Origin of the sequence: Methanolapillus ohkumae (assembly GCF_032594355.1) — an archaeon.
Classification (GTDB): Archaea; Halobacteriota; Methanosarcinia; order Methanosarcinales; family Methanosarcinaceae; genus Methanolapillus; species Methanolapillus ohkumae.
Genome location: NZ_CP131061.1, coordinates 130,390 through 142,277 on the forward strand (window position 1 = coordinate 130,390; position 11,888 = coordinate 142,277).

The 11,888-nt window shown below is 40.5% G+C and carries 12 protein-coding genes; 7 read left to right on the forward strand and 5 right to left on the reverse strand.

The window, feature by feature from the left end; translation table 11 throughout:
- The first annotated feature begins 62 nt into the window (after nt 1–62).
- Together MsAm2_RS00515 and hisS are read left to right on the forward strand one after the other, a co-directional pair.
- Nucleotides 63–1,157, forward strand: coding sequence for an OBG GTPase family GTP-binding protein (locus tag MsAm2_RS00515; protein ID WP_338097873.1), 1,095 nt, complete (start codon nt 63–65; stop codon nt 1,155–1,157).
- A 45-nt stretch (nt 1,158–1,202) separates the two neighbouring features.
- Nucleotides 1,203–2,468: a histidine--tRNA ligase gene (gene hisS / locus MsAm2_RS00520; RefSeq protein WP_338097874.1), complete on the forward strand. Its 1,266-nt coding sequence runs from the start codon at nt 1,203–1,205 to the stop codon at nt 2,466–2,468.
- 176 nt (nt 2,469–2,644) lie between these two features.
- Here the strand turns inward: hisS and MsAm2_RS00525 are convergent, their stop codons facing one another.
- A complete protein-coding gene (locus tag MsAm2_RS00525; RefSeq protein WP_338097875.1) occupies nt 2,645–4,015 on the reverse strand; it encodes a signal recognition particle protein Srp54 in 1,371 nt (456 codons plus the stop codon).
- 234 nt (nt 4,016–4,249) lie between these two features.
- Here MsAm2_RS00525 and MsAm2_RS00530 point away from each other — a divergent pair, with 234 nt between their 5' ends.
- From MsAm2_RS00530 to MsAm2_RS00540, 3 genes are all read left to right on the forward strand, one after another.
- Entirely contained in the window at nt 4,250–4,381 is a 132-nt protein-coding gene (locus tag MsAm2_RS00530) for a hypothetical protein (RefSeq protein WP_338097876.1), read from the forward strand.
- A 75-nt stretch (nt 4,382–4,456) separates the two neighbouring features.
- Nucleotides 4,457–4,654, forward strand: a complete 198-nt coding sequence (locus tag MsAm2_RS00535) for a hypothetical protein (protein ID WP_338097877.1) — start codon at nt 4,457–4,459, stop codon at nt 4,652–4,654.
- Nucleotides 4,651–5,040 carry a HEPN domain-containing protein gene (locus tag MsAm2_RS00540; protein ID WP_338097878.1) on the forward strand — a complete coding sequence of 130 codons (390 nt, stop codon included), beginning with the start codon at nt 4,651–4,653 and terminating at the stop codon, nt 5,038–5,040. The genes MsAm2_RS00535 and MsAm2_RS00540 overlap by 4 nt, the downstream gene beginning before the upstream one ends.
- 68 nt (nt 5,041–5,108) lie before the next feature.
- Here the strand turns inward: MsAm2_RS00540 and MsAm2_RS00545 are convergent, their stop codons facing one another.
- Entirely contained in the window at nt 5,109–5,639 is a 531-nt protein-coding gene (locus tag MsAm2_RS00545; RefSeq protein WP_338097879.1) for a GNAT family N-acetyltransferase, read from the reverse strand.
- Between the two features lie 273 nt (nt 5,640–5,912).
- Between MsAm2_RS00545 and MsAm2_RS00550 the strand changes: the two genes are divergently transcribed.
- Nucleotides 5,913–7,214 (forward strand): phospholipase C/P1 nuclease family protein, encoded by a 1,302-nt coding sequence (locus tag MsAm2_RS00550; RefSeq protein ID WP_338097880.1) that lies wholly within the window; start codon nt 5,913–5,915, stop codon nt 7,212–7,214.
- A gap of 774 nt (nt 7,215–7,988) precedes the next feature.
- On the opposite strand, the gene MsAm2_RS00555 is transcribed toward MsAm2_RS00550, so the two are convergent.
- Nucleotides 7,989–8,243 carry a hypothetical protein gene (locus tag MsAm2_RS00555; RefSeq protein WP_338097881.1) on the reverse strand — a complete coding sequence of 85 codons (255 nt, stop codon included), beginning with the start codon at nt 8,241–8,243 and terminating at the stop codon, nt 7,989–7,991.
- On the opposite strand from MsAm2_RS00555, the gene MsAm2_RS00560 reads away from it, so the two are divergent.
- Nucleotides 8,242–9,192, forward strand: a complete 951-nt coding sequence (locus MsAm2_RS00560; RefSeq protein ID WP_338097882.1) for a hypothetical protein — start codon at nt 8,242–8,244, stop codon at nt 9,190–9,192. The genes MsAm2_RS00555 and MsAm2_RS00560 overlap by 2 nt on opposite strands.
- Nucleotides 9,193–9,247: 55 nt before the next feature.
- On the opposite strand, the gene MsAm2_RS00565 is transcribed toward MsAm2_RS00560, so the two are convergent.
- Both MsAm2_RS00565 and arcS read right to left on the reverse strand, forming a co-directional pair.
- Nucleotides 9,248–9,400, reverse strand: coding sequence for a hypothetical protein (locus MsAm2_RS00565; protein ID WP_338097883.1), 153 nt, complete (start codon nt 9,398–9,400; stop codon nt 9,248–9,250).
- A gap of 46 nt (nt 9,401–9,446) precedes the next feature.
- Nucleotides 9,447–11,696, reverse strand: coding sequence for an archaeosine synthase subunit alpha (gene arcS / locus MsAm2_RS00570; protein WP_338097884.1), 2,250 nt, complete (start codon nt 11,694–11,696; stop codon nt 9,447–9,449).
- Between the last annotated feature and the right edge of the window lie 192 nt (nt 11,697–11,888).

Consider the following 11,888-nt stretch of genomic DNA (forward strand, 5'->3'; position numbering starts at 1 on the left):
CGATTAATCACGGATTTATCCCCCCTTTATCACTGATTCATTTTATTTTCGAGATTTTAACGATGGCGACGATACAAGAACAAATTCGAGAGATTGAAGAAGAAATTAAGAAAACGTCTTACAACAAGGCGACTTCCCATCATATCGGCCGGCTGAAGGCCAAATTGGCGAAATTTCACGACGAAGTGGAAAAGAAAAGCGCGTCTTCCGGCACCGGTGAAGGGTACAGTGTCAAAAAATCTGGGGACGCCACCGTCACATTGGTGGGTTTTCCGTCCGTTGGAAAATCGACGCTTTTAAATAAGTTGACCGACGCGCATTCCGAAGTCGGCGCGTACGAATTCACGACGCTCACCGTCATCCCCGGTGTTATGGAATACAAGGGCGCGACGATTCAGATTTTGGACGTTCCGGGCCTTGTGAAAGGTGCGGCTTCCGGCCGCGGCCGCGGAAAAGAAGTGATTGCCGTCATTCGAAATTCGGATTTGGTTCTGTTTCTTTTGGATGTTTTTCAGCCGCTGCACCTGCCGGTTTTGATGGAAGAATTGTATGAAGCGGGCATCCGGGTCGATCAGCATCCTCCCGATGTCGTTATTAAAAAAATGGATCGGGGCGGCGTTCGGATCAACTCGACCGTGGAATTGGATTTGGATGAGGAAACCATCAAAACGATTTTGGACGAATACAAAATCCATAACGCGACAATTCTTTTTAGAGAAAATATCAACGTTGATCAGCTGATTGATGTTGTTTCTAAAAACCGCAGTTATGTGTCATCGATGACCGTCGTTAACAAAGTGGACTTGGCTTATCCGAAAATGCTGGAAGAATCCAAAAAATTGTATCCGGAAGCGGTCTTTATTTCCGCGCACAACAGCCAAAACTTGGAGCAATTAAAAGATGTGCTCTACGAGCGGCTCAAATTTATCCGCATTTATATGAAACCGCAAGGAGAAGCCGCTGATATGGAAGAGCCGATGATTGTTTTGGATGGAACCAATATCGGTCAAATTTGCGAGCGGCTGCATAAGGATTTCAAGAAAAAATTCAGGTTCGCCTACGTATGGGGACCGTCCGCCAAGCACCCGGGACAGCGGGTCGGGATGGACCACAAACTCAAAGACGGCGATGTGTTGTCTATTATTATTCAGAAATAATCATTATTGAGAAATCATCATTATTTTTTTTTCGGAGAATTTTTCATGGAAATTTCAAAGCCGCGCGGGACCCGGGATTTTTTGCCGGAGGAAGTTGCCCAAAGAAGAAGCGTTGAGTCCAAACTCAGAGACGTTGTCAAAAAATGGGGATACGGTGAAATCATCACGCCAACCTTTGAAGAGTTGGAACTTTTTACGCTCAAATCCGGAGAAGGCATTATCGGGGAGCTTTACAATTTCAAAGACAAAGGGGATCGGGAAATGACGTTGCGTCCGGAACTCACCGCGCCGGTGATGCGGGCATATGTGAATGAAATGCAGTCTTTTCCAAAGCCTGTGAAACTGTTCTATTTTGAAAATTGTTTCCGGTATGAACGGCCGCAAAAAGGCCGTTTCCGGGAATTTTGGCAATTCGGGGTGGAATCAATCGGCAGCGCAAAGCCGGAATCGGATGCCGAAGTCATTGCGCTTGCGATGACGCTTCTGGCTTCTGTGGGCGTTAAAGGAAATTTAAACGTCGGGAATTTATCTGTTCTTCGCCACTTGCTTTCTCAGGTGACTGCCGACGTTGAATCACAGGGAAATGTGATGCGTATCATTGATAAAATGACCAAAGATCCGGCGGAAGAACAGAATCTGGAAATGTTGCTTTTGGAACTGAAAGCCTCTTTCGAATTGGTTCAAAAAATCAAAGCAGTCGTCGGATTGGCCGGAAAAGATGGTTTTTCCGCCATTCAAAAAGCACGCGACATTGTGGGGCAGCTTCCTGAACTGGATGCTTTTGAAAAAACGCTCGTGCTTCTGTCCGCTTATGGTATTCATGATTATACCGTCAATTTCGGCGTGGCGCGCGGGTTGGATTATTACACAGGAATCGTTTTTGAAATTTATGCCGACGGTCTCGGCGCCCAAAAACAGGTTTGCGGTGGCGGCTCTTACAAACTCATCAGTCTTTTCGGGGGCGGCGATGTTCCGTCCACCGGGTTTGGAATTGGATTTGACCGGATTATGGAAATCTGCGACAAAACAGTTGATCAAGTTCCAAGCATCGTTTTGGTGTCTAAGCCGGAAACACACGCGGAAAGCTTAAAAATCGCAAGCGGCCTTCGGCAATACGTGCCGGTTCAAACCGATCTCATGGGACGCAATTTTAAAGCGCAGATGGAATTTGCCAACACAACCGGTGCGGATTATGTGCTTATTGTCGGCGAAAAAGAATTGGAATCCGGGTGTTTTTCTTTAAAAAATATGGAATCGGGCGAACAGATTTCGTTGAGTTTGGATGAGTTGATGAAGAAGTTCCGAAACTAAAAAAGCAAACAAAAAAATAAAAAAATGAAACAAAATGAAATTTTGCCGGGTGGCAACGGGCGCGCATGATTGCCATCGTTTTTATTTTATTCGAAAAAACGGGGATGAATTTTTGAATTTATTTTAAAAACGATATCTTCTTTTTTTAAAAAATAAATAAAACAGAAAAGAAGAGATTAAAACGGCATGTTTCCGCCCAAATCTCCCATTCCACCCATGCCGCCTTTCTTCATCATTTTTTGCATGCTTCTTCCGCCGCCTTTTCCGGCAAAATTCTTAAAAGCGTTTTGCATGTTTTTGTGATATTTGAGAAGTTCGCGGATGTCATCCGGGCTTCGTCCGGACCCCATCGCGATTCTTTTAATCCGGGCGGCGCTGATGATTTTGGGATCATTGAGTTCGCCCTCTGTCATCGAATCCATAATCACTTTGTAGACTTTCATTTTTTGGCCGGTTTCATCCAAATCTTTGTCGGACAATTTTGCGCCGCCAAGACCCATAGAGCCGAGCGGAAGCATTTTCATGACCTGCTTTAAGGGTCCCATTTTATTCATGGCTTCCAGCTGCGCATACATGTCGTTGAGCGTGAACCGCCCTTTCATGATGTTTTCGACGTTGAGGTCGGACTCTTTCATGGATTCCTGAACTTTTTCAAGCAAGGATTGCAAGTCGCCCATGCCGAGAAGTCTTGAAATAAACCGGTCGGCGTCAAACCGTTCGAAATCATCCGGCGTCTCGCCGGTTCCGATAAACGCGATCGGAGCATTGATTTCAGATACAGCGGAAAGGGCACCGCCGCCTTTGGCGGTTCCGTCCAATTTTGTAATAATTATTCCGGTGATACCGACCGCGTCATTAAAGGCTTTGGCCTGTACGCCGGCTTGCTGGCCAATCGCGGCGTCCAATACTAAAAACTTCTGGTCCGGATTTGCAATGGCATTAATCGCTTCCATTTCCGCAATCAAATCCGCTTCCAGCGCATGTCGTCCGGCCGTGTCAATAATTTTAATGTCGTATTTTTCGATTTCTTTTAAACCGCGTTTCACAATTCCGACAGCATCCGTTTCTCCTTCTTCGCCGTAGAAATGAACATTGAGTTTGTCACACAATATTTTGAGTTGCTGGTAGGCGCCCGGCCGGAAATTGTCTGCGCCAATCACGGCCGGTTTTAATCCTTTCTTTTGGAACCAACGGGCCAATTTCGAAACCGATGTCGTTTTTCCGCTTCCTTGAAGTCCGACCATCATGATTGTCTGCGGTTTTAAGTCAATCGTCGCCCCTTTTCCCATGATTCCGATCATTTCTTGGTACACGATTCGAACCACGTGTTCGCGGGGGTCGGCGCCCTTTTGCGGTTCTTCCTTTAAGGAACGCTCCTTAATTCGTTTGGACATGTCCATGACAAGCTTGACATTGACGTCGGATGTTAAAAGCGCGCGCTGAATGTCTTTAACAACTTCGTTGACGACATTTTCGTCAATCCGGTTGGCTCCGATAAGTTTTCGAAGCGCGCCTTGAAGCGAATCGCCGAGTTTATCCATCACCATAATTTTTGCCTTGATTTTTGATTGATTTTTGATTGATTTTATGAGATTTTTATGAATGAGTTCAATAATTTAAAACTAAGACGCTGTTTTGATATTTAAAAACCGTGTTTTTGACTCTTTTTTCCTTTTTAAAAACGGCATCAGCAAAAAAATCGAAAGGAATAAATACTGTATTGATTTATTTTGAAATATGACTTCTAAAAATTTTATGCCAAATATCGGAGGAGAATAAAAATGGTGATTGAGCTCGAATTGCAAAATATTTCCACGGAATTCAAACAGAATTTTGTTTTAAACGAACTTGAAAAAGATGAACAGTTTCTTGTGGCTGGCGTGGACGAAATTAAGAAAAGATATTCGGCGTAGCCGAATTTTTATGATATTCTTTGGTACGTCACCCGTGCTTTAAAAGAACGATACGGACACCGCCTTCTTTGGCGGATGAAAATTGAGGTGGAATGTGATTGCTCCTTTTTGGAGATTCAGATTCCGATCTATGAAGAAACGGTTGAATTAAATGCCGCCTTAGATGATGATTTTTTTAATTTGACGGAGGAAGCCGGAGAAATTTATGGGGCGACGGCCCATTGTTTTTTTCCGGTTGCCTGTTATGAAAATTATGAAAAAAGGAGAGGATGACAATTCAATTCAAACCGGCTCATTTTTTGTATATTTCAAGATTTTTGGTCCAGACGGTTAAAAAAGAAGGATCGATGTCGGAATCATTTTACAAAACCGCAATCAGCCGTGCGTATTATGCCGCATTTTTAGAATCACGGATTTATGCGGAAAAACGAATGAATTTTATCGGTTCAAAAACAGGAATAGACCACAAGCAACTTGCGGCTTGTTATCAAAAATCAAAAAATTCTTCGGTTCGGTCCGTCGGTCATAAATTATCTAAATTAAAAAAATGGAGGTCATTTAGCGATTATGAAATCGCGGCATCGGTCCAACCAACAGAAAAAACCGCAAAAGAAGCAATTTATTATGCCCAACAAATATTTTTGATATTGGACAATTGAATAAATAAAAAAAGCAAATAAACAAAGAAAGATTAAGGACGAATCTGTCTTTCTTTGATCTCCCTTCTTTAATTCATTTTCTTTTTGTCCACCGGTTCCTTGTTTTTCCGGCTTTCTAATATCCGAAGCTGCTCTTTTTGATGGAAATAAAAATTCAGGTTGACCATCATCACATATCCGTCTTCGCCGTCGGAATAGTATTTGGACTCTACCCAAGCCGGCAAAAATCCAAGTTTTTTGTACAAATGAATTGCCGGCTCATTACTGATTCGAACTTCCAGTGACGCTTTGGAAAGACCTTTGAGCAGGAAATAGGTGCAGATGTGGTCGACCAACAATTCGGCAATGCCTTGATTGCGGTGAAATTTGCTGACCGCAAGCGAAAAAATGTGTCCTTCCGTCTCCGAAAGCGCATAGCCGACGACAAAACCGACAATGTCTTGTCCGATTGTGCAGACGAAAAATCCGTCATGCAAAAATTCATAAAATTGAATGTATTCGTATGGATTGTGGTCTCCAAAAGCCTCCGCTTCCAGCATGAGAATACTGTATTCGTCATTGGGATGGTAGCGGCGGATGATCGGCGTCGGCGGGTTCATGAAAAGACCTTTTTTTAAAAACGTTTTTTGAACTTTTTTAAAAATGATTGAAAAACAAAACAAATCGGTTTACTAAGGAATTATATAAAAAATTATGGTTTTTTGATTTTTAATAAAAAATCTTGAAAAAAGAATAACAAAAGTTCAACTGATTAATATATATTAAGAAGTTATAAATATGGTTCTGTACAACAAATAAAGTGAAGGTCTGAAAAAGTCAGTATTTTCAAATAATAATTTCATTCAAAAACAAAATTAAAAGGAACGATAAATATGAACAAAAAAATGATGCTTCTTTCAATCTCCTGTGCATGTCTCATATTTATTTTATTGACAATCCCGGCTATGAGCACACCCGCAGAACTTAAAAATGCTGACCTGACCGATGACGAAATATCTTTTAAAGACACCTATTACAACCGGCAAATTTTAAACGGAATTAATGTCCCCGATAAAACGCTCGAAAGCTTCGCTCGATTTAGTGTTTGGCTTGAAGAACAGGGCGTTGATGCTGAAGCTGAAGAAATCAATCTCATTTATATTGACGATGACTTAAAAGCAGTGACGGAATACGCTTGGGTTTTTGCCGCAAAACCGGACACAAAACAGTTCGTTGCGGAGAAAATCGCCGCTGAACAAGCTGAAAGTGAAAGCCTATTCTCAACTGAATCTGATTTTAATAATTTAAATACGTCTTTCGCTTTTTTTGAGCAAAAATATCCGGTCAAATATGTTCACACCGGGCTTGTCACATTCATTACTGTTGAAAATAAAAAGCAATTCGTTGCCGATTTTTCAGAAGAAGATGAACAGATGTTGAAGAAAATTTCCGACATTATTGACAAATCCAATGAAAATATAATCGCACCGAAGTGGTCGTCTTCAAATCCGGATATGCATGGGGACATGGCCAGATGGGCCGCGGAAAAGAACGGGTTGAATGAAAGTCAAATTGATTTAATTGCAGATAACGCAGCTGCACCGGATAATTGGGGATTTCCCTGGTATCAAGAAATTTGGGAAAAAAATTATAAACATTTCTGTGGTCCAATTGCATTAAATATTGGAGGCACGATTATTACTCTAGCTCATGTAGGGGGAGCACCAGGATCCTGTGAAGAGTATGTAAATATCGCAAAAAACTTAAGCAATGATTCGAAATACATCAATTTGGGGTATTCTACACATTTTATGTGCGATATTAGTAATCCATTACATACAGGTTATGTGATTGTTCAAGCTCCAGGCTATTTAAATGGTTTCGAACTCATAGATTATATCACCGAGGTTGAGTTTTCTGACTACCATGCGGAATATGAAACTTATGTTGGAAGCAATTGGACATCCGGCAGAAATTTTAGTGAATATGCTGAAGATGTAAATAATGGGATGACAATATCTGACCCAGAAGAATCTGTAAAAAATTTGTCGGATTATTCTTATGCTTATTCAGATACAGTTGTCAATAAAATAAGCTCAAATCAATATGACAACTCTCTCTTTTATGCAACAGCTTTCTGTATTGATGAAGGACAAAGATACCTAATAGGTCTTATAGAATATGGTTGTGAATAAATAAGATTTAAGTCTTATTTATTTTATTTTTTTATAATTCCTCCTGGTGATAAATATGTTTTCTCTCTATACTAATCTCAAAGCCTGGTCCCGCGAAACAAAAATCGCAGCTTTAGATTGTGCTTTTTTTATTTTGATTATTTTGATGTACTTCTTTTTTGTTTTGCGGCTTTTTCTTTTAGGTTATACCGATACTGAAATTTTTGCAAAACCGGTTTTTGAATTGCTTTTATTGTATACAATTTTAATATTGATTGGACTCATAGTTCCGGGAGTTCTGTATTACATTTTCAAGTCCAAATTCCAGTATTCTCTTTTTGTTTTTTTCCATGGGTCTGTTGCTTTTATGACCGCTCTGATATTTTTTGTTTTAATGAACGGATTTTCCTCTTTTGATAACCCGACACATATTCCTCCGAAATATTTTCTCTTCTATTCGATTTTGTATGTTTTTTTATATTTTGCTTTATTCAATTCGATTTTTGTCCTCCACGAACATTCAACAAATCAAACAAATCCTAAAAAAGCGGATAACGATAAATTTGTTTCAAAAATTCAAATTGTTATTTTGATGTGGATTGTCTTTTTATTCGGAATTTTTGTTTTGTATTATTTGGAAAATCCAGAATATATTGAAGATGTTTGGTTCGATCAATATTTATTCATTCCAATTTTAGCATCATTATTTATTTTCTACAAAATATTTTTCAAAAAGGAAGTTACGACTCGAAATCTTGGATATTTTCCATTATCCGTTTTGATCACGGTTCTTCTTCAAATTCCCATTTCGATCTTTAGCTCTTTTTTTTCAGAAAATTTTAATTTTTCAGGAACTTTAGGGTATGAAACAGAGGCGGCTTTGATTTTATTCATAGCCGGTTTTGCATACATTTTAATTGTTTGGATTTTAACAAAAGTGTATTTGTTTTTGAAAAAAATATTTGTTTCTGAAAAACAGTAATCTTGCTGTTTAAAAATAAAAACAAAAAAAATGAAATACTTGACCTCATAAATAAGAGGCACAGACATGACAGAATCACCAGAACTCGAAAAAAAATCAACAAACGAATCAGCCGTTATTCTTCAAAAAATCAAAACCTGGCCTCATGAAACAAAAATTGCGGCATTTGAATGGACGCTTCTTGTTTTTCTTCCGGTTTTGTTTTCCACCCTGACATTTATTTTTTCGTTGCCGTCTTTGGTTCAACCCGCGACGCCGATACCGGATGAGTTGATTTTAAAAGGTCTTTTTTCTTCCGGTGAATTTATTTTGTTTTTCATTCTTTTCGGGTTAATTTTGCCGGCTGTTCTGTATCTCATTTTCAAATCAAAATTCAACGAGAAGCTATCCGTTTTTTTCTACGGCTCTCTTTTCTTCTTATATTCAGAACTTCTTTTTTCCGCTCTTCGAAACTTTGTTGCCTTTGACCGTTTTATTGAAATCCAATCTGATTTCAAAGTCTTCTACCTCATTCTTTGTGTTTTGTTCTACTTTGCTCTTATTCGTTTTATTTTTCTTGTTCATGAACAAACAAAACGAAAAAGTAAAGGTGAGAATAATTCTTTTCAACTCATCATTTCATTTTTGATTTTAATCTTGATTTTGTGTACAGGCATTCTTTTTTATCATTTGGATGATTCTGTATTCACGGCTTATTTTGGAGAGGTATTTTTCATTATTTTATCGATCTTGTTGTCTCTTTATATGTTTTACAAATTTTTGTTCAGAAAAGAAGTGACTCCACGAAGTCTCGGATATCTTCCTCTTTCCATTCTCATTACATTTTTTATGTCCTTTGTTACCGCAATTATCTTTCTTGAACTGAATAATAGATTTTTTAATTTCGATGCCGGGGGTTTGGTTGAATTTTTAGGCGGAATTGTTGCCGGATTTGTTTATATTCTGACGGTTTGGATTTTAGCAAAAATGTATTCCCTTCTCAAAGGCAAAATTTCGAAAAATAAAACTATAGAATAACAGCAGAATAACAACAGCAGAATACACTCTTCCCTATCAAATAAATCCTCCCGATTCAATCAGATGCGTTGCCGCATCTGATTGAATCGGATTGCTCGTAGGGAATAGATATGTTGATGGAAAATGCAGCAATGCTCAAACCGCAAATAGTCGTGGCAATGCTCAAACCGTAAACAGTTGCAGCAATTCTAAAACAAAAAATGAACAAAAAACAAAAGCAATCAAATGCATTTGTTTTTCATTTTTATTTTAATTTATTTCTTTTCCGGCTCCGCAATCCACTTCGTATGCCTCGGCAAAACCGCAACGCCTTTTGTGGAAATCTTCATTTCTTTTCCGGTCATTTTTGCTTTTCCGACGCCGATTGCATTTTCTCCAAGAATGATGACATCGTCCCCGACCCGAATGTTTTCATCCGCGTCGATGATTCCGGGCGCGAGAAGCGATCCTTTGGGCAGGAAATTATCAATCCGAACCGTGTATTGGCCTGCATAATTTGGCGATTGGATTATTTTTTGGGCGCCGGCGAGGGATATCGCAAACTGTCCGAATTGAGGAACTAACGTTGCCAGCTGCTCATTTTGGTCAAAAATTTGGAATTTCGGAAAATTTCCTTTGATAACCGTTTCTTTTGAAAAAAGAGTGTCTCCGATGGGACCGAATTGGTAGCGGATAATGGCACGCGCTTGATCCCATTTCTCTTCATTCGGATTTCGTTTCAGCAGGGTTGGCTTCTGCTTTTGTTTTTTATTTTGTGATTGGTTTGGCTGGTTTGGTTGGTTTAGTTGGTTTGGTTGGTTTTGATTTTGTTCATCCAAACTATCCGCCGTCAGTTCATTTGCCGGAACGGACGCGTTCACCAAATCATCCAGCGCGGCTCTCAGCTGCTTCAAACTTTCCTGCGACGTCAGGCTTTTTTTGCCGGTCAAAATCATCGGAATTCCTAATTTTTCGGACACGGAGACGCAAATTTCTCGGTAAGGACCTTCCACGTGCGCAATAATATGCTTGTATTGGGTTTTGTTTTTGGACAAATAGGCTTCCAAAAGACCGCCGACCCACGCCCGCTCTTCCAAATCCCAGTGTCCGGTCACGGTGGTGTCGTAGTGTGCCGCCGGATACGTGAGTTCAAGTTCCCGCGGGACGAGTCCGATTGGGGATGTGATAATGATTTCATTCACATATTTGCGGTTGCGCTCAATCGCCTGAATAAACCGCTGGTGGGAGTTGGAAATTGAGTACGGCTTTTTCATGGCACAGGGAAAAATAATTAAAATTTCTTTTTTCGGCGCCTCATAAAGATCGGTCACCCGGTGCGCAAAACGAACAATTTCCGCCCGGGTTTGAGACTCGGCCGTTGTTGCGTACATCGTTTCTCGGCGAAATACCGGCGCGTTTTGTTCGGCAAAGTCGGAAAGGTCACGCCGGTCATACAAACGAAGAAGTCCTGTGAGCCATGTTTTTGTTCGGCACTGTCCTTCTACATATTCCCGGAGTGCGTTTTTGCGGATTTTTTCCCGGACCAATGAAATTTCGGCTTCCAATGTGCCGATGTTGTGGATTTCCAAAAGCCGGGCGCGCTCCGCTTTTTTCATGTCCCGAAGCATTTTCGCCGATTTTCCGACACAAGCGGTACACCGGCACGGAAGCTCTTCTAAGTCATCCAAATAAAAAGTGCCGGCCGTTGTCATATACATGTCATTGTACGCCGCAACTTCCGCCCGAACCGTGTCTAAAATGTCGGCCCCCATCCAAATCAAAACCGCCGCATTTTCCGGCGTCGCGAGATTGGAAAGCCAAAGTGCCGAATCATATGGAATTTTGGATTTAACGCTTAAAAATGCATTAAAAAAACCAATGGCGTCCTCTTCAAAAGTACCGGCACCTTCCATAATGTAAACGTCATATCCCAAATTTTCAAAACCGGAGGATGAATTTAACGATAAACCGGCAGATTCCGCCTCCGAATCGGCAGCGATGGGTTTTGCGACATTGGATGCGCAGCAGTCGCCGGCTTTTTGCTCTTCGGGAATTGAGCGGGCGTCTCTAAAGCCGGCATCTCCACAAGCATTCTCTTCCGTTTCACGCTCAAAATGTTTCAGAGACGTGTTTGGGCGAATCATTCCGGCCAGCGGAATTTTTCCGATCATTTCCGCTTCCAAAACAGCTTCCCGGATTTTTCGATTTCTTTTGACGTCTTCTTTTTCCGGATACGTCAGCGAAAATTGTGCACGCGGCAGAATGAATAACCTTTTATTTTTGTTTTCATTTTCGTTTTCAGCGGCTTCCCCTCTTTTTTTGATGCCAAACACCATGGTTTTTACTTCTTCCGCGTCGTCCGTTCCAAATTCCCAAAGCGTTCCCATATCTTGAATCGGGTAATCCGGGTCAAGCGCCAGCCGGGAAGATTCCACAAGAAGCGGCGTTTTTATATTTTTATCCAACAGAAGTTTGCCAAGGCGGGCGGCACCGTCCCGCTCCTCGACTTCAAAGAATTTCGTCATAGGTCCTTAAACCGCGTCATTTAATAAAAACTCTTTTTATGAAAATTATGAAAACTATAAATAATCTGAAAATCCGAAAAATGAAAACCAACTTTAAGGATTTCCAAAATGGACCAAATTTTCGGTTTTTTTCAATGGGTTGAACAAAAATATATATACGGATTTGACATGAAGGATGAAAACACACATTAA

Bases quoted from the DNA above. Each gene is read 5' to 3' on its own strand.
- MsAm2_RS00550 (WP_338097880.1), top strand. From the start codon at position 5,913: ATGAACAAAAAAATGATGCTTCTTTCAATCTCCTGTGCATGTCTCATA.
- hisS (WP_338097874.1), top strand. From the start codon at position 1,203: ATGGAAATTTCAAAGCCGCGCGGGACCCGGGATTTTTTGCCGGAGGAA.
- MsAm2_RS00535 (WP_338097877.1), top strand. From the start codon at position 4,457: ATGAAAATTGAGGTGGAATGTGATTGCTCCTTTTTGGAGATTCAGATT.
- MsAm2_RS00525 (WP_338097875.1), bottom strand. From the start codon at position 4,015: ATGGTGATGGATAAACTCGGCGATTCGCTTCAAGGCGCGCTTCGAAAA.
- MsAm2_RS00555 (WP_338097881.1), bottom strand. From the start codon at position 8,243: ATGTCTGTGCCTCTTATTTATGAGGTCAAGTATTTCATTTTTTTTGTT.
- MsAm2_RS00545 (WP_338097879.1), bottom strand. From the start codon at position 5,639: ATGAACCCGCCGACGCCGATCATCCGCCGCTACCATCCCAATGACGAA.
- arcS (WP_338097884.1), bottom strand. From the start codon at position 11,696: ATGACGAAATTCTTTGAAGTCGAGGAGCGGGACGGTGCCGCCCGCCTT.
- MsAm2_RS00515 (WP_338097873.1), top strand. From the start codon at position 63: ATGGCGACGATACAAGAACAAATTCGAGAGATTGAAGAAGAAATTAAG.
- MsAm2_RS00540 (WP_338097878.1), top strand. From the start codon at position 4,651: ATGACAATTCAATTCAAACCGGCTCATTTTTTGTATATTTCAAGATTT.
- MsAm2_RS00560 (WP_338097882.1), top strand. From the start codon at position 8,242: ATGACAGAATCACCAGAACTCGAAAAAAAATCAACAAACGAATCAGCC.
- MsAm2_RS00530 (WP_338097876.1), top strand. From the start codon at position 4,250: ATGGTGATTGAGCTCGAATTGCAAAATATTTCCACGGAATTCAAACAG.